Source organism: Siculibacillus lacustris (genome assembly GCF_004328075.1).
Lineage (GTDB): Bacteria > Pseudomonadota > Alphaproteobacteria > Rhizobiales > Ancalomicrobiaceae > Siculibacillus > Siculibacillus lacustris.
The window spans coordinates 1-22,484 of the sequence record NZ_SJFN01000041.1 but is presented as its reverse complement, the minus strand read 5'-3'; the positions used below and the strand labels follow the sequence as shown (position 1 = coordinate 22,484).

The 22,484-nt window shown below is 70.0% G+C and carries 18 protein-coding genes; 10 read left to right on the top strand and 8 right to left on the bottom strand.

Annotation, left to right across the window (positions count from 1 at the left end; translation table 11 throughout):
- Positions 1-105: 105 nt before the first annotated feature.
- Positions 106-2,577: a penicillin-binding protein 1A gene (locus EYW49_RS19875; RefSeq protein ID WP_131311378.1), complete on the top strand. Its 2,472-nt coding sequence runs from the start codon at positions 106-108 to the stop codon at positions 2,575-2,577.
- Positions 2,578-2,727: 150 nt separating this feature from the next.
- On the opposite strand, the gene EYW49_RS19870 is transcribed toward EYW49_RS19875, so the two are convergent.
- Together EYW49_RS19870 and rmuC are read right to left on the bottom strand one after the other, a co-directional pair.
- A complete protein-coding gene (locus EYW49_RS19870) occupies positions 2,728-3,453 on the bottom strand; it encodes an alanyl-tRNA editing protein (RefSeq protein WP_131311377.1) in 726 nt (241 codons plus the stop codon).
- A 68-nt stretch (positions 3,454-3,521) separates the two neighbouring features.
- Positions 3,522-5,492 carry a DNA recombination protein RmuC gene (rmuC, locus tag EYW49_RS19865; RefSeq protein WP_131311376.1) on the bottom strand — a complete coding sequence of 657 codons (1,971 nt, stop codon included), beginning with the start codon at positions 5,490-5,492 and terminating at the stop codon, positions 3,522-3,524.
- 296 nt (positions 5,493-5,788) lie between these two features.
- On the opposite strand from rmuC, the gene EYW49_RS19860 reads away from it, so the two are divergent.
- From EYW49_RS19860 to EYW49_RS19850, 3 genes are all read left to right on the top strand, one after another.
- The gene (locus EYW49_RS19860; RefSeq protein WP_131311375.1) at positions 5,789-7,414 is read left to right on the top strand and encodes an FMN-binding glutamate synthase family protein; all 1,626 of its coding nucleotides are present in this window, start codon (positions 5,789-5,791) and stop codon (positions 7,412-7,414) included.
- A gap of 221 nt (positions 7,415-7,635) precedes the next feature.
- On the top strand, positions 7,636-7,914 hold the full coding sequence (locus tag EYW49_RS19855) for a hypothetical protein (protein WP_131311374.1): 279 nt from the start codon (positions 7,636-7,638) through the stop codon (positions 7,912-7,914).
- 76 nt (positions 7,915-7,990) lie between these two features.
- Positions 7,991-8,842, top strand: coding sequence for a phosphatase PAP2 family protein (locus EYW49_RS19850; protein ID WP_131311373.1), 852 nt, complete (start codon positions 7,991-7,993; stop codon positions 8,840-8,842).
- A gap of 3 nt (positions 8,843-8,845) precedes the next feature.
- On the opposite strand, the gene metC is transcribed toward EYW49_RS19850, so the two are convergent.
- Positions 8,846-10,036: a cystathionine beta-lyase gene (gene metC / locus EYW49_RS19845; protein WP_131311372.1), complete on the bottom strand. Its 1,191-nt coding sequence runs from the start codon at positions 10,034-10,036 to the stop codon at positions 8,846-8,848.
- Between the two features lie 300 nt (positions 10,037-10,336).
- Here metC and EYW49_RS19840 point away from each other — a divergent pair, with 300 nt between their 5' ends.
- From EYW49_RS19840 to EYW49_RS19825, 4 genes are all read left to right on the top strand, one after another.
- Positions 10,337-11,350 carry an amino acid ABC transporter substrate-binding protein gene (locus EYW49_RS19840; protein ID WP_131311371.1) on the top strand — a complete coding sequence of 338 codons (1,014 nt, stop codon included), beginning with the start codon at positions 10,337-10,339 and terminating at the stop codon, positions 11,348-11,350.
- A gap of 123 nt (positions 11,351-11,473) precedes the next feature.
- Positions 11,474-12,682, top strand: a complete 1,209-nt coding sequence (locus tag EYW49_RS19835) for an amino acid ABC transporter permease (RefSeq protein ID WP_131311370.1) — start codon at positions 11,474-11,476, stop codon at positions 12,680-12,682.
- Between the two features lie 5 nt (positions 12,683-12,687).
- Complete coding sequence (locus tag EYW49_RS19830) at positions 12,688-13,833, top strand: amino acid ABC transporter permease (protein ID WP_131311369.1); 1,146 nt, start codon at positions 12,688-12,690, stop codon at positions 13,831-13,833.
- A 17-nt stretch (positions 13,834-13,850) separates the two neighbouring features.
- Positions 13,851-14,636: an amino acid ABC transporter ATP-binding protein gene (locus tag EYW49_RS19825; protein WP_131311368.1), complete on the top strand. Its 786-nt coding sequence runs from the start codon at positions 13,851-13,853 to the stop codon at positions 14,634-14,636.
- Positions 14,637-15,160: 524 nt separating this feature from the next.
- Here EYW49_RS19825 and sseA read toward each other — a convergent pair.
- From sseA to EYW49_RS19810, 3 genes are read right to left on the bottom strand one after another with little or no spacing between them, the layout of a single operon-like run.
- Entirely contained in the window at positions 15,161-16,012 is an 852-nt protein-coding gene (gene sseA, locus EYW49_RS19820; protein ID WP_131311367.1) for a 3-mercaptopyruvate sulfurtransferase, read from the bottom strand.
- Positions 16,013-16,034: 22 nt separating this feature from the next.
- Positions 16,035-16,775 carry an alanyl-tRNA editing protein gene (locus EYW49_RS19815; protein ID WP_131311366.1) on the bottom strand — a complete coding sequence of 247 codons (741 nt, stop codon included), beginning with the start codon at positions 16,773-16,775 and terminating at the stop codon, positions 16,035-16,037.
- 37 nt (positions 16,776-16,812) lie between these two features.
- Entirely contained in the window at positions 16,813-17,859 is a 1,047-nt protein-coding gene (locus EYW49_RS19810) for a cysteine synthase A (protein ID WP_131311365.1), read from the bottom strand.
- A 226-nt stretch (positions 17,860-18,085) separates the two neighbouring features.
- On the opposite strand from EYW49_RS19810, the gene EYW49_RS19805 reads away from it, so the two are divergent.
- Positions 18,086-18,742: a cupin domain-containing protein gene (locus tag EYW49_RS19805; RefSeq protein ID WP_131311364.1), complete on the top strand. Its 657-nt coding sequence runs from the start codon at positions 18,086-18,088 to the stop codon at positions 18,740-18,742.
- A 77-nt stretch (positions 18,743-18,819) separates the two neighbouring features.
- Here the strand turns inward: EYW49_RS19805 and EYW49_RS19800 are convergent, their stop codons facing one another.
- On the bottom strand, positions 18,820-20,388 hold the full coding sequence (locus EYW49_RS19800) for an MFS transporter (RefSeq protein ID WP_165498342.1): 1,569 nt from the start codon (positions 20,386-20,388) through the stop codon (positions 18,820-18,822).
- A 280-nt stretch (positions 20,389-20,668) separates the two neighbouring features.
- On the opposite strand from EYW49_RS19800, the gene bla reads away from it, so the two are divergent.
- Positions 20,669-21,556 (top strand): class A beta-lactamase, encoded by an 888-nt coding sequence (bla, locus tag EYW49_RS19795; RefSeq protein ID WP_131311362.1) that lies wholly within the window; start codon positions 20,669-20,671, stop codon positions 21,554-21,556.
- On the opposite strand, the gene EYW49_RS19790 is transcribed toward bla, so the two are convergent.
- The coding region (locus tag EYW49_RS19790; protein ID WP_131311361.1) for a cryptochrome/photolyase family protein at positions 21,548-22,484 on the bottom strand (937 nt) is incomplete at its 5' end. The genes bla and EYW49_RS19790 overlap by 9 nt on opposite strands.

Here is a 22,484-nt window from a genome sequence, read left to right as displayed (position 1 = left end):
ACGGGGCTTTGGCCGCCGTCGCGTCCGGGGCGCCGGGCTTCCGTCTCCGGGAGGGGCGGGGCGGCCGTCGCCCGGACGGAACACTCTTGGGGAAGTTCGGGCGGCATGTTCCTGTTGCGGTTCATCGGCTATCTGTTCGGCATCGGCACCGTCGTGGCCCTCCTGATGGCGGGCGGGGCGTGGCTGGCCTACAGCCACGTGGTCGCCGACCTGCCCGACTACACGGCGCTCAAGAACTACGAGCCGCCGGTGATGAGCCGGGTCCACGCCGGCGACGGCGCGCTGGTCGCCGAATATGCCAACGAGCGGCGGCTGTTCCTGCCCAGCCAGGCGATTCCCCAACTGCTCAAGAACGCCTTCCTGTCGGCCGAGGACAAGAATTTCTACGAGCACGTCGGCCTCGACCCGGAAGGGATCGTGCGGGCGGCGATCGTCTATGTGCAGAACAAGATCTCGGGACGGCGGCCGCAGGGCGCCTCGACGATCACCCAGCAGGTCGCCAAGAATTTCCTCCTGACCAACGAGCAGAGCTTCGAGCGCAAGATCAAGGAGGCCGTGTTGGCCGTGCGCATCGAGTCGGCCTATTCGAAGGAGGAGATCCTCGAACTCTACATGAACCAGATCTATCTGGGCATCGGCGCCTATGGTGTGGCGGCGGCCTCGCTGCTCTATTTCGACAAGTCGGTGCACGAACTGACCGTCTCGGAGGCCGCCTATCTCGCGGCGTTGCCCAAGGGCCCCAACAACTACCATCCGTTCCGTCACACCGACCGCGCCATCGAACGGCGCAACTGGGTGATCGGGCAGATGCAGTCGAACAACTTCATCACCGCCGACGAAGCCGAGAAGGCCAAGGCCGAGCCGCTCAAGGTGGTGCAGCGCCCGACCGGGCCGCACATCTTCGGCGCCGACTATTTCGCGGAGGAAGTGCGCCGCGAGTTGATCGAGCGCTACGGCGAGAAGGGCCTCTATCAGGGCGGCCTGTCGGTGCGCACCTCGCTCGATCCGCGCCTGCAGTTGATCGCCCGCAAGTCGCTGATGAAGGGGCTGATGAACTACGACATGGACGCCGGTTGGCGCGGTCCGGTCGGACGCATCGCCGCGACCGGCGACTGGGGGCCGCCGCTGGCCGAGATCAAGGCGCTCGGCGACGTGCCGGAATGGCGGCTCGCCGTGGTGTTGTCGGTCGCCGACCAGGAGGCCCAGATCGGCCTCCACCCGGGCAAACTGGTGACCGGCGAGATCTCGACCGAGCGCGAACGCGGCGTCATTCCGCTCGACCAGATGAAATGGGCGAGCCGTTGGGCGGAGGGTGCCAAGCGCACGGCGATCGGCCGCGGCGCCGCCGGCATCCTGATGCCGGGCGACGTGGTCTACGTCGAGAAGGTCGCGGGCGGCTCGACCGATCGCCGGCTGTGGCGTCTGCGGCAGGTGCCGGAGATCGCCGGGGCGATCGCGGTGATGGATCCGCACACCGGCCGCGTGTTGGCGGTGACCGGCGGCTTCTCCTTCGCCGAGAGCGAGTTCAACCGCGCGACCCAGGCCTGGCGTCAGCCCGGCTCGTCGTTCAAGCCCTTCGTCTATTCCGCGGCGCTGGACAACGGCTACACGCCGTCGTCGCTGGTGCTCGACGGGCCGATCGAGATCCAGCCGGGACCGGGGCAGCCGGTGTGGCGGCCGGAGAACTACACCCAGAAGTTCTACGGGCCCTCGACGCTGCGGGTCGGCATCGAGCAGTCGCGCAACACCATGACGGTGCGGCTGGCCAAGGACATGGGCATGCCGCTGGTGGTCGAATACGCCAAGCGTTTCGGCATCTACGAGGACCTGCAGCCCTATCTGCCGATGTCGCTGGGGGCCGGCGAGACCACCGTGCTGCGGCTGACCTCGGCCTATGCGACGATCGCCAACGGCGGCCGCAAGGTCACCGCGAGCTTCATCGACCGCATTCAGGACCGCTGGGGCAAGACGGTGTTCAAGCACGACGGCCGGGTCTGCGAGAGCTGCGACGCGGCGAAATGGGAGAACCAGGAAGAACCGGTGCTGATCGACGAGCGCGAACAGGTGCTCGATCCTATGACCGCCTATCAGATCACTTCGATCATGGAAGGCGTCATCCAGCGCGGCACCGGGACCGTGCTGAAGGACATCGGGCGTCCGGTGGCGGGCAAGAGCGGCACCACCAACGACGAAAAGGACGCCTGGTTCATGAGCTTCACCCCGGACATGGTGGTCGGGCTCTATCTCGGCTACGACAAGCCGCGTCCGATGGGCCGGATCGGATCGGGCGGCCATCTCGCGGCGCCGGTGGCGCGCGATTTCTATCTCGAGGCGCTGAAGGACGTGCCGCCCGTGCCGTTCCGGGTGCCGGCCGGGATTCGGCTGATCGCGGTCAACAAGCATTCCGGCATGAAGGCCGGCCCGGGCGATCCGGATACGATCATGGAAGCCTTCAAGCCGGGCACCGCGCCGCCCGACACCTATTCGGTGATCGGCTACGACACCGAAGAATTCGGCAAGGCCCGCAAGGTCACCCCCGAACAGGAACGCGGCCTGCAGCAGGGCGGGCTCTACTGAGCCGCGCGGGCGCGGCCGGCCGAGCTGTCGGGCCCGCCGTGCCGTCGCGCGGCCGGCGTCGGCATGCGTGGGGCGTGAGGCCGGGTCGATCGGTCCGGCGATCGGCGGTCGTCCCGGATGAGCCGGTGTGTTCGCGCCGCACCCGGCGGCTCACGCCGGCCCGAGGGCGACCTTGATGCGGCGGTTGCGGCGCCCCTTGTTGTCGACCTTGACGATGCGCGCCGGCGGTGCGGCGCCGGTCGAGGCGAGATGGGTGCCGCCGCAGGCCTGCCGGTCGAGGCCGACGATCTCGACGATCCGCACCATTCCGTCGTCGCCCGGCGGCGGCGCCACCGCTGCGCTGCGGAACAGGCCCGGGATCGCCGCCGCTTCGTCATAGGGCATGAAGAAGCTGCGGATCGGCAGATCGGCGCGGATCACCTCGTCGAGCGGGTCCTGCAGCGCCCGTAGCGCATCGGGGTCGACGCCCGGCACGTCGAAGTCGAGGCGGAAGGTGCGATCGGCCCCGAGCTGGGCGCCGGTCAACAGCGCGCCGTCGAAACGGGCGTGGACCAGGGCGTTGAGCACATGGGCGAGGGTGTGGAGCTCGCACATCGTGCGGCGGAACTCCGGATCGATCGCCGCGCGCAGCGTGCCGTCGGGCGCGAGATCCTCGTCGCCGTCGTAGAGATGCCAAGGCCCGCGCGGATCGGGCACCATTCCGGTGACCGCGACGGTGCCGCCGGCCCAGGTGAGCGAACCGCGATCGGCGAGCTGGCCGCCGCCGCCCGGAAAGAACGGCGAGCGGTCGAGCCGCACCGCGCCGGGACGGCGCTCGACGACGTGCGCATCGAGGGCGAAGGGCGCGGGATCGTCGAAATAGGGCGGGCGGATCATCGGGTCGGGTCTCTCGGCGACGGCTCTCGGAGGCTTTCGGTGACGGGTCGCGGCGCGCGTCCCGCCGCTCACACGGCGGCGGCGACGCGGCCGTCGAGGAGGGGCGCGGCGACATCGTCGGCACCGGGCGGCGCGACGTCGGTCGCTCCGGACGGGGCGGGATCGGCCGCGGGCGGCGCGAGCAGCGCCGGTTCGATCGGTTCGTCGCCGAGGACGGCGGCGGGAATGGTCTTGGCGGTGCGGGCGCCGAGGGTCTTCAGCTGTTCGACCTGACGGACGAGATTGCCGGAGCCGACCGACAGTTTCGACATGGCGCCGTCCCAGGAGCGGCGGGCGTCGTCGATGCGGCCGCCGACCTTCTGGAGATCGTCGACGAAACCGACGAACTTCTCGTAGAGCAGGCCGGCGCGCTTGGCGATCTCCTCGGCGTTGCGGTTGCGGCGGTCGACCTGCCAAACGTTGGCGATGGTCCGGAGCGCCACCATCAGGGTGGTGGGGGTCAGGACCGCGACGTTCTTTTCGGCGGCGAAGCCGGTCAGCGCCGGATCTTCCGAGAGCGCCGCGGCGAGCGCTCCCTCGATCGGCACGAACATCACCACATAGTCGAGGCCCGAGCCGGTGGCGTGCTGGTAGGATTTTTCGCCCAGCGTCCGGATGTGGGTGCGCAGCGAGGCGAGGTGACGGCCGAGCGCGGCCACGCGGGTCGGCTCGTCCTCGCCGTTGACGTATTCCTCGAAGGCGGTCAGCGAGACCTTGGAATCGACGACGATGCGCCGGCCCTCGGGCAGGATGACCATCACGTCGGGGCGCAGGCGGCTGCCGTCCTCGCCGGTGTGGCTCTCCTGCGTGACGTATTCCTCGCCCTCGCGCAGACCGGATTGCTCGAGGATCCGCGCCAGCACCATCTCGCCCCAGGCCCCTTGGGTCTGGGCCTTGCCCTTGAGGGCGCGGGTCAGATTGTGGGTCTCCGAGCTCATCTTGAAGCTCTGCTCGCTCAAGAGCCGGATCTGTTCGGTCAGCGTGGCGCGTTCCTTGGTCGTCTCGGTCTGGGCGGTGACCAGCCCCTGTTGGAATTCGGCCAGCTTGTCGCGCAAGGGCGCGAGGATGCCGTCGACCTGTTCCTTGTTCTGCTTGGTGAAGCTCTCGCCGTGGCGGGTCATCACCTCCTCGGCGAGGACCTGGAACTGGGTCTTCATCTGGTCGCGGGCTTCCTGGAGGAGGGCGAGCTTCTCCTCGTTCTGGCCGCGCTCCTGGTCGAGGGTCTCGCGCAGGCGGGCGAGTTCGGCGGCGAGATCGGCGCGGGTGCGGGCGAGCGCGCCGCGTTCAGCCTCGGTGGTCTCGAGGCGCCCGGCGAGCTCGACGACGCGCTCTTCGAGACGGCGGACGTCGGTGGTGCGGGCGGCCAGCGCCTCGTCGCCGGCGGCCTTGGCGCCGCGCAAGGCCTCGTGGCGCGCGCCGGCGTCGCGCAGCAGATCTTCGGCGGCCGCGAGTCGTCGTTCGAGGTCGGCGGTGCGTTCGGCGAGGCGGCCGAGGTCGGCGGTACGGGCGGCCAGCGTCTCGTCGGCGACGGCCTTGGCGGCGCGCAGCGTCTCGAAGCGAGCGCTCGCCGCGCGCAACAACTCGTCGGCGGCCTGGAGGCGGGTGCGGAGATCGGCGTTGCCCTGCTCGACCTGGGCGAGGCGTTCGGCCGCGGTGGCGAGCTGGCGCTCGACCGTGCCCTTGTCCTGGCGCAGGCGGTCGAGCTCGGCGGCGCGCTCGGCGAGGTCGCGCTCGAGGTCGGGGACGCGAGCGGCGGTGGTCGATTCGGCGGCAAGGCGACGCTCGGCCTCGGCCCGGGCGTCGCGGCTCTCGTCGAGCGCATCTTCGAGGGCCGCGATCGCGACGGCATGGGCTTCGGCGGCGCGGCGGGCCTGGAGCAGCAGGATCAGCACCGCGACGATCAGCGCCGCGCCGACCAGGGTCAGCGTCGGGTGCTCGCCGATCCACAGACGGGCGGCGGCGACGGACTCGGCGAGCGCCGTGGCGAGATCATTGTTCACGGTTTGATCCTCTCGACGAACTTCGACATAGCACGGGCCGAGGGCCGCCGCAATCGTTGCGGGAGGGTGCGGGCCGCGTTCGCGGGCGTGCGGATCGTCGCGCCCGAGGGTGGGGGATTCGCCGCGCCGGGACAAGCGGTGCGGGGCGAGTGCGCCGACGAAGGCCGTGCTTGTGGGGCGGCCGGCGGCGACTAGACTGCCGCGGCGACGGTTCGCCGTCCGTGCGTGCGTCGTCACGACGCCGTCGTCGGATGCGTGCGATTCGGTGTCGTTCGCAGATCCGGAGATCGCCCCCCATGACCGCCCTGCTGCTGCCGTTCACGCCGCGCTTCATCGCCCTGACGGTCGCCGCGGTGGGCACCGTGGCGCTCGGCTTCCTCGCCGTCGCCCGGCCGGAGTCGGCCTGGGTGATCGCCGTGCCCTTGGCGATCTTCGGCGGGCTGACCCTGCTCGGGGTGCGCGATCTCCTCCAGACCCGCCACGCGGTGCTGCGCAACTATCCGATCAGCGCCCATCTGCGCTTCCTGCTCGAAGAGATGCGGCCGGAGATGCGGCAGTATTTCTTCGAGGACGAGAAGCACGGCATGCCGTTCTCGCGCGACAAGCGGGCGTTGGTCTATCAGCGCGCCAAGCACGTCCTCGACAAGCGGCCGTTCGGCACCCAGTACGACGTCTATGCCGACGGCTACGAGTGGATCCGCCATTCGTTGGCGCCGACCGATCCGCTGCCGGAGAGCCTGCGGGTGACGATCGGCGGGCCGGATTGTGCGCGGCCCTATTCGGCCTCGGTGTTCAACATCTCGGCGATGAGCTTCGGCGCGCTGTCGGCCAACGCGATCCGGGCGCTCAACGGCGGTGCCGCCAAGGGGCGGTTCTGCCACGACACCGGCGAGGGCGGCTTCTCGGCGCATCACCGGGCGATGGGCGGCGACATCGTGTGGGAGATCGGTTCGGGCTATTTCGGCGCGCGCGACCCGCACGGGCGCTTCTCGCCGGAGCGCTTCGCTGCGACCGCCGCCGCCGATCCGATCAAGATGATCGAGGTCAAGCTCAGCCAGGGCGCCAAGCCCGGCCACGGCGGGGTGCTGCCGGGGGCCAAGGTCTCGGCCGAGATCGCCGCGGCGCGCGGCGTGGCGATCGGCGAGGACTGCGTCTCGCCGGCCAGCCATTCGGCCTTCTCGACGCCGATCGGGCTGCTCGAATTCGTCGCCGGCCTGCGCGACGCCTCCGGCGGCAAGCCGACCGGGATCAAGCTCTGCGTCGGCCACCCGTGGGAATTCCTGGCGCTGTGCAAAGCGATGGTCGCGACCGGGATCACCCCCGACTTCATCGTCGTCGACGGCAAGGAGGGCGGCACCGGGGCGGCACCGCTGGAATTCATGGACCATCTCGGCATGCCGCTGCGCGACGGGCTGAGCTTCGTCCACAATGCGCTGGTCGGGGTGAACTTGCGCGACCGCATCCGGATCGGCGCCTCGGGCAAGATCGTCTCGGGCTTCGACATCGCCCGGGCCATGGCGCTCGGCGCCGACTGGTGCAATGCGGCGCGCGGCTTCATGTTCGCGGTCGGCTGCATCCAGTCGCAGAGCTGCCACACCGACCGCTGCCCGGTCGGCGTCGCCACCCAGGACCCGAGTCGGGCGCGCGCTCTGGTGGTCGACGACAAGCTGGAGCGGGTCTACAATTTCCACCGCTCGACGATCATCGCGCTCGCCGAACTGACCGGAGCGGCCGGCCTCGCCCATCCCGGCGAGTTCTCGCTCCTCCACTTCACCCGCCGGGTCTCGGCGCACGAGGCGGTGAGTTTCCACACCCTCTATCCGCCGCTCGCCGTCGGCGAATTGCTCGCCGGCACCGACGACCCGCGCTACCGCGATTTCTGGCGGATGGCGGATGCGGAGAGCTTTCGGCCGGTGATGTGAGGGGGCCGATCGGGCGAGGGGCGGGCTCGGCGGGCGTCGCCCGCGGCCCGCGTCGTCCCCGGGCGGCCGTGGCCCGCGGGCGCGTCAACGGTTCGTCAACCATCGCCGGTGCGAAGCCGGGCTTCCGCCCGGGTGATTAACGAGTCCTTGAGCCGGGGCAGCGAAATTCGTCGCCTCGGGTCCGTCGCGTTTCCCGGCGCCCGACCACGAAGGAGAGTGTCTTGTCTCGATCGTCCGTCGTCCGCCGTCTCGTCGCCGTCGCCGTCGGGGTGGCCGCGGGGCTCGGCCTCGCCGCCTGCTCGAGCGGTTCCTATCAGTCCGACTACGTCTCGCCGATCGCCGTGACCGCGGCGCCGCCGCCGGTGGTGCCGGTGGCCAACGCGCCGGCGGGGGCGGCCCAGCGACGCCTGCCGCTGCTGCCGCCGGTCCCCGAGGACCAGTCGATGAACGGCCTGCCGCCGGTCAGCGTGGCGTCGCTGCTGCCGCCCCCCATGCGTTGATGCTCGCCTTCCGACGGATTTGCGCGCGCCTCCGCTTCGTGAGACGAGGAGCAGGTCGACGAAGGAGGCCACGGCGATGGACACCGGCGAGATCAGCGGACGGGTGCGGGACGGCGTCGTCCTCGGGGTGACCCGGGGGCGCGCGGCGGTACGGCAGGTCGCGGCGCGGCGGGTGCGGCCGCGGCGGCTCGGGCCGGCGCGCGAGAACGCGAGTTTCGTCGGCGCGGTCGGGCTCGTCGCGGCGCTGGCCGCGGTGGCGCTGCTCGATCCGGGCGCGCGCGATCTGGTCGGCGGCGCCGGAGGCGGGTGGCGACGGTTCGTGTCCATCCTCACCTCGTTCGGCCAGGGCGTCGAGATCCTGGTCGTCTCCGGCGTGCTGCTGATCGCCTGCCTCGCCCTGTCGCCCGACGGGCTGTCGCGGCAGGTTCGCGCCGGGATCGTCCGGCTCGGCTGGACCGCGGCCTTCGTCTTCGTCGCGGTGGCCGGCAGCGGGCTCCTCGCCTCGCTCGCCAAGAACGCCTTCGGCCGGGCGCGGCCCGATCATCTCGCGGGCGGCGGGATCTTCGAGATCCATCCGCTGGCCTTCCGCGCCGACTGGGCGGCCTTCCCGTCGGGCCACGCCACCACCGCCGGGGCGACGGCCGTGGTGTTGGCGCTGCTCGCGCCGCGCTGGCGGCGGCCGATTCTCGCCGCCGGCGTGGTGGTGGCGATCACCCGCATCCTGCTCGACGCGCATTTCCCGTCCGACGTGATCGCCGGCGTGACGCTGGGCGCATCGGTGACCCTGGCGCTCGCCCACGCACTGGGTGCGCGGGGGCTGGTGTTCGCGCACGACGCCGCCGGGCGACTCGTTCGCCGGGCGACGCCGAAGGGCAGCGGTTGGACCGACGTGCTCGCCGCGCTGATCGCGCGGGCGCGCCGGGGGTGAGCCTCACGACGCGGCGGTGAAGCGATCGAGGCCGGCCGCGAGGTCGGCGATCAGGTCGTCGGGGTCCTCGAGACCGATCTGCAGGCGGATCAACTGGCCCGGCTCGGTCCAGGGCACGGCGGTGCGGACCTTGCGAGGGTTGGGCGCGGTGGCGAGGCTCTCGAAGCCGCCCCAGGAGAAGCCGAGACCGAACAGCTCGAGATCGTCGAGGAAGACTTCGGTGGCGCGCGCCGGCGCCGGCCGCAGAATGAATCCGAACAGGCCGGAGGCGCCCTTGAAATCGCGCTTCCATACGGCGTGGCCGGGATCGGAGGGCAGGGCGGGATAGAGCACGCGCTCGACCTCGGGCCGGCCGGCCAGCCATTCGGCGATTCGCAGCGTGCTCGCCTGGTGATGGGCGAGGCGCACCGCCATGGTGCGCAGGCCCCGGAGCGCCAGATACATGTCGTCGGGACCGGTGAACTGGCCGAAGTCGCCGTGCGTCGACTTGACGCGCGTCCAGGCCCGCGGCCCGGCCGAGATGGTGCCGACCATCGCGTCGGAATGGCCGACGACGTATTTGGTGGCGGCGAGGATCGACACGTCGACGCCGTGGTCGAGGGGCCGGAAGAACAGCGGCGTCGCCCAGGTGTTGTCGATCAGGGTGAGGATGTCGTGGGCGCGCGCGACGGCCGTGATCGCCGGCACGTCGGGCATCTCGAAGGTCAGCGACCCCGGCGATTCGAGAAAGATCGCCCTCGTGTTGGGGCGGATCAGCGCGGCGATGCCGGCGCCGATCAGCGGATCGAAGAAGGTGGTCTCGACGCCGAACCGGGCGAGCACGCCGTTGCAGAAATTGCGGGTCGGGCCATAGACGGTGTCGATCATCAGGAGATGGTCGCCGGCCGCCAGCACCGCCATCAGGGCCAGCGCGCAGGCCGAGGCACCGGACGGGGTGATCACCGTGCCCTCGGCGCCCTCCAGCTCGGCGATCGCCGATTCCAGGGCTTGCGAGGTCGGGGTTCCGCGCCGGCCGTAGGTCCATTTCGCCGGTTTGGCGGCGCGGCCTTCGATCTGGGCGACGCTGTCGAACAGGACCGTCGAGGCGTGGATCACCGGGGGGTTGACGAAGGGGCTGCCGGCTTCGCCGCGACCGAGATGGGCGAGGCGGGTGGCGACGGCGTGTTTGGCGGGTGTTTGCGACTTGACAGACATACGTGATCCGATCTTTCCCCGAAACGGCACCCTCCCGGAAGAAAGATGCTGCATACAGGAATTACTGGAAAGCTTCCCTCTTGACCGTCGAATGGCTTTGCCTTGTGATGGGGCGCCGATCGGTCGAAGGTCGGGGGGCATCCTAGAGCAGCGCGCAACGGGTCGCGAGTGGGGAACTCGCGGGTCGGGCCGGATCGGTCGGCGCGGACTTTCGGCATGGCCTTCGTCGTCGACGGCAACCGGCATCGGACAACGGGCCCTCGCATTCACCGACGAGGGGCCTCGAACAAAGGCGCGATCATGACGACCAAGATTCTCGCGGCGGCCTTCGGCGCCGTCCTGGCGACTGCGACCGGCGCATATGCCGGTACGCTCGACGACGTGAAGACCAAGGGTTTCCTCCAGTGCGGCGTCAACACCGGCCTCGCCGGGTTCTCGATCTCCGACGCCAGCGGCGAATGGAAGGGCCTCGACGTCGACTTCTGCCGGGCCGTCGCCGCGGCGATCTTCAATGATCCCAAGAAGGTCAAGTTCACGCCGCTCTCCGCCAAGGAGCGCTTCACCGCGCTGCAGTCCGGCGAGATCGACGTGCTGTCGCGCAACACCACCTGGACCATGTCGCGCGACACCAAGCAGGGCCTGTTCGCCGGCGTCACCTATTATGACGGCCAGGGCTTCATGGTCCGCAAGTCGCTCGGCGTGAAGACCGCCAAGGAACTCGGCGGCGCCACCGTCTGCACCCAGACCGGCACCACCACCGAGCTCAACCTCGCCGACTGGTTCCGCGCCAACAAGCTCGAATACAAGCTCGTGTCCTTCGAGAAGGACGCCGAGGTCGTGAAGACCTACGACACCGGCGGCTGCGACGTGCTGACCACCGACGCGTCCGGCCTCTATGCCGAGCGCATGAAGCTGGTGAAGCCCGACGAGCACATGGTGCTGCCCGAGATCATCTCCAAGGAGCCGCTCGGCCCGATGGTGCGGCTCGGCGACGACGCCTGGTTCAACGTCGTCAAGTGGACATACTACGCGCTGCTGACCGCCGAAGAGCTCGGCGTCGACTCCAAGAACGTCGAAGATCTGGCCGCCAAGTCCGACAATCCGGAAATCAAGCGTCTGCTCGGCAAGGACGGCTCGTTCGGCGCCGACATCGGCCTGAACAACGCCTGGGTGGTGCAGATCGTCAAGGCGGTCGGCAACTACGGCGAAGTGTTCGAACGCAACGTCGGCGTCAACACTCCGCTGAAGATCGCCCGCGGCATCAATGCGCTGTGGACCAAGGGCGGCCTGCAGTACGCCCCGCCGATCCGCTGATCGACCGGTTCGGCGCGCCGCTCGCCCATCGCGGGCGGCGGCGCGCCGGCCCCGGACTTCCCGAGGCGTCGGGCGCGCGGCGAACCGCGACCCGGCGCGAGGTACGAGGCAAGAGGATCGAGCATGGCCGTCACCGATGCGAGGCGCCACCCGAATTCCGACGATCGGCCCCCGAGCATCGTCTGGTACAACGACCCCAAGTGGCGCAGCCTGGTCTTTCAGGGTCTCACCCTGGCCCTCGTTCTGGCGATCGTGTGGAGCGTGATCCACAACACCGCGGTCAATCTCGAGCGCCGGCACATCGCGCAAGGGTTCTCGTTCCTGTCGACCACCGCGGGTTTCGACATCAACCAGACGCCGATCGACTATCCCAAGGACGCCACCTACGGGCGGGCGATCCTGGTCGGCGTGGCCAATACGGCGATCGTCGCGGTGATCGGCATCTTCTTCGCCACGATCATCGGCTTCGTGGTCGGCATCGGCCGCCTGTCGCACAACGCGGTGTTCTCGTCGATCTGCACGGCCTACGTCGAGACGCTGCGCAACATCCCGGTGCTGCTGCAGATCTTCTTCTGGTATTTTGCAGTGCTCGGCGTCATGCCGTCGCCGCGGGCGTCGCTGCAACCGATCCCGGGTTGGGTGTTCCTCAACAACCGCGGCATCTATCTGCCGGAATTCCGCTTCGGCGGCTTTGCCGGATCGGGCATCGCCATCGGTCTGGCGGTCGGCGTGGTGCTGGCCTGGGGCATCGCCCGCTGGGCGAAGCAGCGCCAACTGGCGACCGGCCAGCAGTTTCCGTCGGGCAAGGTGGCGCTGGCGCTGATCTTCGGCCTGCCGGCGATCGCCTTCGCCGCTTCCGGCTTCGACCTGACGCTGATCGCGCCGAAGAAGTCGACCTTCAATCTGACCGGCGGCATCGAGGTGATCCCGTCGCTGATCGCCCTGACGCTGGCACTCGCCACCTACACCGCGAGCTTCATCGCCGAAGTGGTCCGCGCCGGCATCCTGGCGGTGTCGCACGGCCAGACCGAGGCGGCGCGCTCGCTCGGGCTGACCCACGGCCACACGCTGCGGCTGGTGGTGATCCCCCAGGCGATGCGGGTGATCGTGCCGCCCTTGACCAACCAGTATCTCAACCTGACCAAGAACTCCTCGCTGGCGGTGGCGATCGGCTATCCCGATCTCGTCTCGACCGGTGGCATCGTGCTCAACCAGTCGGGACAGTCGATCGAGGTGATCGCCATCTGGATGGCGATCTATCTCGGGACCTCGGTGCTGACCGCGCTGATCATGAACGGCTACAACCGCCGCATGGCGATCGTCGAAAGGTGAGGGCGATGAGTTCCACGGACATCCCGCCGACGAAGACGATCTTCGTGCGCAAGGAAATGATCGGCGCCAGCGCGGCCCCGATTTCGACCCGCGGCTTCTTCGGATGGGTCCGGACCCGGCTGTTCGGCAGCCTGTTCGATGCGATCCTGACCGTGATCGGACTGAGCATCGCCGGCTCGATCATCTGGTCGGTCGTGGATTTCGCGATCGTGCGGGCGGTGTGGACGGGCGCGAACGGCGAGGTCTGCCGGGCCGAAGGCAGCGGCGCCTGCTGGCCCTATGTCACGGCCTATTGGCAGCAGTTCCTCTACGGGCGCTATCCGGCGGAGGAACGCTGGCGGGCGATCGCGGTGTTCTTCGCCTTCTTCGGCCTCCTGGTGCCGCTGGCGATGCCCAAGGTGCCGTTCAAGTTCGCCAATACCCTGGCCTTCCTGGTCGGGCTGCCGATCTTCGCCTACGTGATGCTGTGCGGCGGTTGGTTCGGGCTGGTCCCGGTCGAGACCATGCGCTGGGGCGGGCTGCTCGTCACCATGGTGGTGGCAGTGACCGGCATCGTGACGTCGCTGCCGATCGGCATCCTGTTCGCCCTCGGTCGGCGCTCGCAGATGCCGATCGTGCGGATGCTGTCGGTGGTGTTCATCGAGTTCTGGCGCGGCGTGCCGATGATCACCGTGCTGTTCATGGCGGCCAACATGCTGCCGCTGTTCATGCCGGACGGCGTCGACGTCGACAAGCTGCTGCGGGCCCTGATCGGCGTGTCGATCTTCACCGCGGCCTATCTCGCCGAGACCATCCGCGGCGGGTTGCAGGCGATCCCCAAGGGCCAGTACGAGGGCGCGATGGCGCTGGGCCTCGGCTATTGGAAGATGATGGGCCTGATCGTCATGCCCCAGGCCCTCAAGATGGTGATCCCGGGCATCGTCAACTCGTTCATCTCGCTGTTCAAGGACACGACCCTGGTGCTGATCGTGTCGATCTTCGACCTGCTCGGCATGATCCAGTCGTCGCGCTCCGATCCCGAATGGGCGGCACCGTCGACCAGCACCACCGGCTATCTGGTCGCGGCGGCGATCTTCTGGATCTTCTGTTTCGGCATGAGCCGATATTCCCAATGGATGGAGCGCCGGCTCGCCACCGGCCACAAGCGTTGACGCGCGAGGACCCCGACATGACCGACACCTCCCTCGCCCCGACCGGGCGTACGACCCCCGCCGCCGCGCGCGACCTCGCCGTCGAGATGATCGACGTCAACAAATGGTACGGCGACTTCCACGTCCTGAAGGCGATCGACCTCGAAGTGAAGAAGGGCGAGAAGATCGTCATCTGCGGGCCTTCGGGCTCGGGCAAGTCGACGATGATCCGCTGCATCAACCGGCTCGAAGAGCATCAGGCCGGACGCATCATCGTCGACGGCATCGAGCTGACCGAGGATCTGAAGCGCATCGACGAGATCCGCCGCGACGTCGGCATGGTGTTCCAGCACTTCAACCTGTTCCCGCATCTGACCATCCTCGAGAACTGCACGCTGGCGCCGATCTGGGTCAAGAAGCTGCCGAAGCGCGAGGCCGACGAGATCGCCATGCACTATCTCAGGCGAGTGCGGATCCCCGAGCAGGCGAACAAATATCCCGGTCAGCTGTCGGGCGGCCAGCAGCAGCGCGTGGCGATCGCCCGCTCGCTGTGCATGTCGCCGAAGATCATGCTGTTCGACGAGCCGACCTCGGCGCTCGACCCGGAAATGGTCAAGGAGGTGCTCGACACCATGGTGGGACTGGCCAACGAGGGCATGACCATGTTGGTGGTGACCCACGAGATGGGCTTCGCCCGTCAGGTGGCCGACCGGGTGATCTTCATGGACGCCGGGCAGATCATCGAATCGAACGAGCCCAACGCCTTCTTCGCCAACCCGCAGCACGAGCGGACCAAGCTGTTCCTGAGCCAGATTCTGCATTGAGGAGCGTGGGGAGCGGCGAGGCTCACGGTGCAACTCGCCGACGCTCGATGCACCCTGAACCTCCGACGGCCGGGGGGGACTTTCGGCTCTCTGCCGGCAGGAAAGGACTTTAGCGATGATGTTCGCGGGATTGTGGCGTCGCGTCGGGGCCTTCGTGGTCGTCGGGGCGACAGGGCTCCCCTTGCCGTCGGTGGCGGCGGACCGGCTCGAATGGTCGCCGTCCCATCGGCGGCCGGATTGTGAGACGGTGGTTGCCGGGCAAGTCACGGTCTACATCGAGGTCCCGCGCCCCGGTGCCTCGGTCAACATCTTGGGAAATTGCCGGCAGAATCCCCCTGTCTACGACGCCAAGATCGATCCGGACGGCCAGGGTGTCACCCTGACCTATGTTCGAGAACCGCGTAGTAGCGGACAGAAGGGTCCCCGGATCTGCCACTATCGTCGATCGGATCTGTTGACGACAGACGGGGTGGTCAGCACCGCGCGGTCTACGTGCCGGTCATGATCGGGCGGTGCTCGTTCACTCACTCGCCCGTCACCACCGGCGTCCCTTCCGCTGCGCCCCATTCGCTCCACGAGCCGTCGTAGAGGGCGAGGCGGTCGCGCGGCACGCCGAGGGTTTCGAGCGCCAGCCACAGGATCGCCGCGGTCACGCCGGAGCCGCAGGAAGTGACGAGCGGGCGATCGGTGTCGACGCCCGCGAAGGCGGCGCGCAACGCCCGTTCGTCGGCGAGACGGCCGTCGGCGACGACGCTCGCGGCGGGCACGCTGCGGGCGCCCGGCATGTGACCGGCGCGCACCCCGGGGCGCGGCTCGGCCGCTTCACCGCGGAAGCGCTCGCCCGGTCGGGCGTCGACCACCGTCGCGGAGCCGTCGGCGAGGATCGCTGCGACGCTCGCCAGATCGACCACGCGGGGCGCGTCGAAGGCGGGGCGGAAGAGCCGCGGCGCCGGGGCCGCCGGTGGCACGGTGTCGAGCGGCCGGCCCTCCGCCTTCCACTTCGGCAGACCGCCGTCGAGGATGCGCACGTCGGTCGCGCCGAACAGGCGGAAGGTCCACCAGACCCGGGGCGCCGAGAATAATCCGGCGCCGTCGTAGACGACGATGCGCGAGGTCTCGGTGATCCCCAGCGCGCCGACCGCGGCGGCGAAGGCCTCGGGGCTCGGCAGCATGTGCGGCAGGGTCGTCGCATGATCGGCGATCGCGTCGAGGTCGAAGCGCACCGCGCCGGGGATGCGGGCGGCGGCGTACTCGGCGGCGGCGTCGCGCTTCATCGCCGGCAGGTACCAGGAGGCGTCGACGACCACGAGATCGGGCGCGCCGAGGGCGGCGGCGAGGTCTTCGGTCGAGACGAAGAAGGCGGAACGATCGGTCATGGCGGGGATCCCGGGCGGAGGTTCAGTCGACGAAACGGATGCGGACGCGGCGGTTGATCTTGCCCTTCTTCTCGATCTTGACGATCTCGACGCGGCCGATCTCGCCGGTCGCCGCGACATGGGTGCCACCGCAGGGCTGCAGGTCGATCGAAGCTTCGGGCGTGCCGATGCGCAGCAGCCGGATGCGGCCGGAGCCGCGCGGCGGGGCGACCGACATGGTCTTGACCAGTTCGGGCGCCGCGTCGAGTTCGGCGTCGGTGATCCATTCGGTCGAGACCGGATGGTTCGCGGCGACGAGCTCGGCGAGGCGGGCGTTGAGCGCGTCGCGATCGAAGTCGGCCTCGGGGATGTCGAAGTCGAGGCGGCCCTCGTCCTCGCCGATCGAACCGCCGGTGACCGGATAGGGCAGCACCACCGACAGGAGGTGCAGCGCGGTGTGCATGCGCATCAGGCGGTGGCGGCGCGGCCAGTCGAGATCGAGGCGGACGGGGGTGCCGATCGCCGGCACGGCCATGTCCTCGATCGCCACATGGGCGATCACCGTCTTCTCGGCGTCCTCCCACACGGTGGTGGCGATGCCGGTTGCGGCGCCGTCGGCGGCGGTCAGCACGCCGCGGTCGCCGGGCTGGCCGCCGCCGGTCGGATAGAAGATCGTGCGGTCGAGAATCAGTCCGCCGCGCTCGCCAATGCCGATGACGGTGGCCTCGATCGAGGTCCGGTAGGGCTCGTCGCGAAAGGCGGGAAGGGTCGCGGCAACGGTCATGGGGTGATCCGGCGTGGGGGGAGGGACCCCCATCCGATCACGAGACGGCGGCGAAGGGAACCGCGATTTCGTCGCGGCGCTCGAGCCAGGCCGGCACCGGCAGGCCCTTCTCGCGGAGGAAGGCCGGGTTGTAGAGTTTCGAGGCGTAGCGACTGCCGTGGTCGCAGAGGATGGTGACGATGGTGTGGCCCGGGCCGAGGTCGCGGGCGAGCCGGATGGCGCCGGCGACGTTGATGCCGGTCGAGCCGCCCATCACCAGGCCCTCGTACTCGGCGAGGTCGAACACCACCCGGACCGCCTCGTCGTCGGAGATGCGGTAGGCGCGATCGATCGGCGCGCCTTCGAGGTTGGCGGTGATGCGGCCCTGGCCGATGCCTTCGGTGATCGACGAGCCCTCGGCCTTCAGCTCCCCGTGGGTGTACCACGACCACAGGGCGGCGCCGTGGGGGTCGGCGAGCGCGATGGTGACCTCCGGATCGTGGCGCTTCAGGCCGATGCCGACGCCGGCCAGCGTGCCGCCGGAGCCGACCGCCGCGACGAAGCCGTCGATGCGACCGCCGGTCTGGGCCCAGATCTCTTCGGCGGTGCCCTCGATGTGGGCGCGGCGGTTGGCGACGTTGTCGAACTGGTTGGCCCACACCGCGCCGCCCGGTTCGGTCGCCGCCAAGCTCTCGGCAAGGCGGCCGGAGAGTTTGACGTAGTTGTTGGGGTCCCGGTAGGGCACCGCCGGGACTTCGACGAGGGTGGCGCCGGCGAGGCGCAGCGCCTGCTTCTTCTCGTCGGACTGGGTCTCGGGGATGACGATCACGGTGCGGAAACCCAGCGCCGCGCCGACCATCGCCAGCCCGATGCCGGTGTTGCCGGCGGTGCCTTCGACGATGGTGCCGCCGGGGCGCAGCAGCCCGCGCTCGATCGCGTCACGGACGATCCACAGCGCGGCGCGGTCCTTGACCGATTGGCCGGGGTTCACGAATTCGGCCTTGCCGAGGATCTCGCAGCCGGTCTCGGCGCTGGCGCGGGCGAGGCGAATGAGCGGCGTGTTGCCGATCGCCGTGAGGACACCGGGTTCGGCGGGACGGGTCATGCGATCTCTCCTTGCACGGCGGCGGTGGCGCCGCTCGTTCGGCCCGTCGAAGGGCGCCGGGGCGGCGGCGCGCAATCATGGGACTTCGGACGGCGTCGCTTAAGAGAGAGCATTTCGTTTGTCGGGGGAATGAGAAAAAACGAATCCGAAGCGACGTGGCGATTGATCCGCTCGGGCGGATCGGACGTAATCCCAGCGACCGAAGCTCGAGAAAGTTGTCCCTCCGATGCCCGCCGCAGACGACGCCGCCGCCGACCTGATCGCCGCGCATGTCCAGGGGCGGCTGCCGCCGCCGCTCGACGCGCTGATCGCCGCCCATCTCGAGATGGCGCCGGCGGCGCGGGACTTCGGCGACGCCCTCGAGGCCCTGGCGGGACGCGCCCTCGACGAGGCCCCGGGCGTCGCGCTCGCCGATCGCGACGCGGCGCTCGAGCGGATCTTCGGGCTCGCGCCGGTGGTGACGCCGCCGCGTCCCCCGGCGCAGCGTTCGCCCGACGCCCTGCCGCGGGCGCTCGCGCGCTTCACCGAGGGGACCCCGGAAGACTGGCGTTTCGTGTGGTTCGGGATCCGCCGGCGGCCGCTCGGGCGATCGGGCGACTTCACCGCCGAATTGTTGCGGATCGCCGGCGGCGGGCGCATCCCACAGCACACCCATACCGGGCTCGAGGCGACGCTGGTGCTCAGCGGCGGTTTCAGCGATGGCGATCGATCGTTCGGCCCCGGCGATCTGACGGTCACCGGCCCGGAGGATCACCACGCGCCGGTCGCCGATCCCGAGGGCTGCCTGTGCTTCACGGTGGTCGAAGGCGCAGGTGTCCGGCTGTCGAGCCGGCTCGGCCGCGCCGTCGCCGATCTGGTCACCGCGGTGACCGGCGGTCGCTGACGCCGCCGCGAGCCACGCCTCCACCGCGACATCCGTCTCCCGCGCCGGCGCCCGCAGGGACGCCTGCGCAGCTTCGCTCAGTGCGCGCCGTTGCCATTGCCGTTGCGACGGCGCTCGTCGGCGAGGTTGGCCTCGATCTCGGCGCGCAGGCGGGCCTGCTCGGCCGGGCCGACGGGGAAGTTCCACACCAGGGTCACGGCGATCAACTTCAGCACCACCGGCACCCAGGCGTAGAGGATGGCCAACGTCCACAGGGCGAGCGGGCTCTGACGGATCGGCCGGGTCTCGGACGTGGTGTGGTGCTTCTTGACGATCTTCTTGCCCGGTTCGACCGGCACGATGCCGGAGACGTCGGTCGGGCCGACGGTCTGGATCTGTTCGACCACCGCCGCCGGTTCGCTGACCGCGCCTTTGTTGAAGCCGACCGCGCCGAGGATGACGAAGCCGAAGCCCAGGGCGATCGACAGGGCGATCTTGGTGGCCAGTGCCCAGATGGCGAAGTAGAAGCCGGTGTGCTGTTCGCCGGTGCGGGCGGTGTCGAGGTCGATGACGTCGGACTGCATCGACGGCGGCAGCATCAGATCGGCACCGACCGCCATGCCGGCGAAGATCATGATCACCCCGAAGGCCCACACCGACCACGGCCCGAGCGTGTCGAAGCCGACGAAGGGCGTCCACACGAAGGCGATCGAGGCGACGATCATGGCGATCGACCAGGCGCGGTGCTTGGAGGTCTTGCGCGACACCCACAGCCACAGCGGCGTCGACAGCACGCCGGCGAGGAAATAGAGCAGGAGGAAGAAGCGCTGGGTCTCTTCGTTGCCGTGGATGTAGTCGCGCACGAAGTAGAGCAGGATCGCCGCCGGCACGCCGTTGGCCATGTTGGACAGGGCGAAGGCGAGCAGCAGCCTGAGGAACGGCGCGTTGTCGCGCATGCCGCGGATGCCGGTCATGAACGGCGTCGGCGCGTGCTTGGTGTGGCGCGGCTCGGGTACGAAGCGGACGGTGCCGAAGGCGAGCAGCGGCAGAGCGATGCCGACCAGCAGCGACAGGCCGATCAGCACCGGTTCGTCGCCGGGCAGTCCGACCCGCGACAGCACGAAGGGCAGGCCGGTGGCGACCAGCGTGCCCATCACCACCGAGACTTCGCGGGCGGCGAAGGTGCGGTTGCGGCCGTAGTAGCTGGTCGAGATCTCGGCGGCCCAGGACTGGTGCGACAGCGACAGCGCGGTGTAGCCGAGCGACATCATCACGCTCCACACGAAGAACCAGCCGCCCCAGAACAGGGTGTTGCTCGGATCGACGTCGGGGAACGGACGGAACACCATCAACGCGCCGATGGTGGTGGGGATCGCGGCGATGCCGAACCAGGTCCGGCGGCGGCCCCACTTCGGGCGGCTGTGGTCGGAGAAATAGCCGATGAACGGATCGAGCATGGCGTCGATCAGGCGCACCGCGATGATCAGGGCGCCGACCAGGGTCAGGCTCAGACCGACGTTGTCGGCGTAATATTTGGGGACGATGATGACGAACGGCAGCTGGAAGGCGGCGATCGGGAGGGCCGGAGCGGCGAAGGCGAGCAGGCGGGACAGGCTGAGGTCACCGGACGCCGCGGCGGTCTCCGGGCGTTTCGTCTGATCGGTCATCGGGTTGGGGCTCTCGATCGCGTCTCGGGGCGCCGGTCCGTCGGCGGTCTCGTCGGTGCGCGGATGCTGGATACCGACGAGCGTGCGATGACAGGTCTGCCGAACTGCGCCGCTCGTGTCAATCGACCGCAGCGCCGGCCGGCCTTGCGCCGGGCGGATTTCGGGGCTCCGACGTCCCGAGCGGTCCGCCGCCACGGACCAAGACATGCTTCCGCCGAGATCGCCACCGAGGGTCGCGGACCTGCGACGCCCGGCGTCGCCCGTTCCGGAGGTCTTTCCGATGTCGCTGCCCGTCGATCGCCGCCTGCTCCTCGCCGGTCTCTCCGGCCTGACGCTTTCCGCTCTGATGCCGTCCGGCGCCCGGGCCGCGGCCGACGGGCCGGCCGCGGTGGCGGCGATCGAGGCCAAGGTCGGTGGGCGGCTCGGGGTGGCGGTGCGCGACAGCGGCGACGGGCGGGCCTTCGGCCACCGCGCCGACGAGCGTTTCGCCTCGTGCAGCACCGGCAAGCTGCTGCTCGCGGCCGCGACGCTGCTCCGGGTCGATCGCGGCGAGGAGGATCTCGCCCGGCGCATCGCCTATGGGCGAGCCGACCTCGTGCCCTATTCACCGGTGCTCGAGCCGGGGCTCGCCGAGGGGAGCCTCGGCGTCGAGGCGATCGCCCGCGCGGCGGTGGTGCTCAGCGACAACGGTGCGGCCAACCTGCTGCTCGCCGCCCTCGGCGGACCGGCGGCGATGACCGCTTGGGCGAGGGCCTTCGGCGACGAGGTCACCCGGGTCGACCGGGGTGAACCCGACCTCAATTCCGCCGAGCCGGGCGATCCGCGCGACACCACCACGCCGACGGCGATGCTCGGCCATCTCGATCGGCTGCTGCTCGGCGCGGCGCTGTCGCCGGCCTCGCGCGCCCGGCTGTTCGGCTGGATGGTCGAGAGCCCGACCGGCAAGCGGCGGCTGCGCGGCGGGATCCCGGCCGATTGGACGGCGGGCGACAAGACCGGCACCGGTGGCCACGGCACCACCGCCGACGTGGCGCTGCTGCAGCCACCCGGCCGGGCGCCGATCCTGGTCGCGGCCTACCTCACCGAGTGCCCGGCGCCGATCGCCGATCGCGAAGCGGCGCTGGCCGCGGTCGGGCGCCTCGTCGCCGGTTGGGCGACCTCACGCTGAGCGACGGGGCGGCGTCGACGGGCGATCGCCACGGGTGCGGGCGAAGGCGGCGAGTGCCCGGTCGCGGGCCGCGGCGTGATCGACGATCGGCAGCGGCCGATCGACGCCGAGGCGGAGTCCGGCGGCGCGGCATTCGAGCGGCGCGGCGGTCCAGGGGGCGTGGATCCGGCGGTTCGGCAGGCCGGCGAGTTCGGGCACGTAGCGGCGGACGTAATTGCCTTCGGGGTCGAACTTCTCGCCCTGGAGGACCGGATTGAAGATCCGGAAGAACGGAGCGGCGTCGGCGCCGCAGCCGGCGACCCATTGCCAGCTCGCCGGATTGGCGGCCGGGCAGGCGTCGACCAGGGTGTCCCAGAACCACGCCTCGCCGATTCGCCAGTCGATCAGCCCGTGTTTGATCAGGAAGCTCGCGGCGACCATCCGCACCCGGTTGTGCATCGTCCCGGTCGTCCACAATTCGCGCATCCCGGCGTCGACCAGCGGATAGCCGGTGGCGCCGCGTCGCCAGGCCTCGGCGAAGGCGGGATCGTCGCGCCACGGGAAGGCGTCGAAGGCCGGCTGCAGATTGGCGGTGGCGAGATCGGGGCGATGGGCGAGCAGGTGGTGGGAGAATTCGCGCCAGCCGAGTTCGGCGAGGTACTTGTCGAGATCGGCGGGGGCGGGGGCGTCGGGCCCGTGCGACACCGCGGTGAGTTCGGTATGGATGCGGCGGATCGAGATCTCGCCGAAGCGCAGATGCGGCGACAGGCGCGAGCCGACGTCGCGATCCGGGCGGTCGCGCTCGTCGGCGTAACCGGCGAGGCGCCGGTCGAGCAGGGCGTCGAGGCGAGCCCGGGCGCCGGCCTCGCCGGGCGTCCAGGCCGCGGCGAGACCGCCGGCCCAGTGGGGGGCGGCGGCCGAGCGCGCGGCGTCGACGCCGGTCGGCGGC

Bases quoted from the DNA above. Each gene is read 5' to 3' on its own strand.
- EYW49_RS19875 (WP_131311378.1), top strand. From the start codon at position 106: ATGTTCCTGTTGCGGTTCATCGGCTATCTGTTCGGCATCGGCACCGTC.
- EYW49_RS19870 (WP_131311377.1), bottom strand. From the start codon at position 3,453: ATGATCCGCCCGCCCTATTTCGACGATCCCGCGCCCTTCGCCCTCGAT.
- EYW49_RS19860 (WP_131311375.1), top strand. From the start codon at position 5,789: ATGACCGCCCTGCTGCTGCCGTTCACGCCGCGCTTCATCGCCCTGACG.
- EYW49_RS19850 (WP_131311373.1), top strand. From the start codon at position 7,991: ATGGACACCGGCGAGATCAGCGGACGGGTGCGGGACGGCGTCGTCCTC.
- metC (WP_131311372.1), bottom strand. From the start codon at position 10,036: ATGTCTGTCAAGTCGCAAACACCCGCCAAACACGCCGTCGCCACCCGC.
- EYW49_RS19840 (WP_131311371.1), top strand. From the start codon at position 10,337: ATGACGACCAAGATTCTCGCGGCGGCCTTCGGCGCCGTCCTGGCGACT.
- EYW49_RS19835 (WP_131311370.1), top strand. From the start codon at position 11,474: ATGGCCGTCACCGATGCGAGGCGCCACCCGAATTCCGACGATCGGCCC.
- EYW49_RS19830 (WP_131311369.1), top strand. From the start codon at position 12,688: ATGAGTTCCACGGACATCCCGCCGACGAAGACGATCTTCGTGCGCAAG.
- EYW49_RS19825 (WP_131311368.1), top strand. From the start codon at position 13,851: ATGACCGACACCTCCCTCGCCCCGACCGGGCGTACGACCCCCGCCGCC.
- sseA (WP_131311367.1), bottom strand. From the start codon at position 16,012: ATGACCGATCGTTCCGCCTTCTTCGTCTCGACCGAAGACCTCGCCGCC.
- EYW49_RS19815 (WP_131311366.1), bottom strand. From the start codon at position 16,775: ATGACCGTTGCCGCGACCCTTCCCGCCTTTCGCGACGAGCCCTACCGG.
- EYW49_RS19810 (WP_131311365.1), bottom strand. From the start codon at position 17,859: ATGACCCGTCCCGCCGAACCCGGTGTCCTCACGGCGATCGGCAACACG.
- EYW49_RS19805 (WP_131311364.1), top strand. From the start codon at position 18,086: ATGCCCGCCGCAGACGACGCCGCCGCCGACCTGATCGCCGCGCATGTC.
- EYW49_RS19800 (WP_165498342.1), bottom strand. From the start codon at position 20,388: ATGACCGATCAGACGAAACGCCCGGAGACCGCCGCGGCGTCCGGTGAC.
- bla (WP_131311362.1), top strand. From the start codon at position 20,669: ATGTCGCTGCCCGTCGATCGCCGCCTGCTCCTCGCCGGTCTCTCCGGC.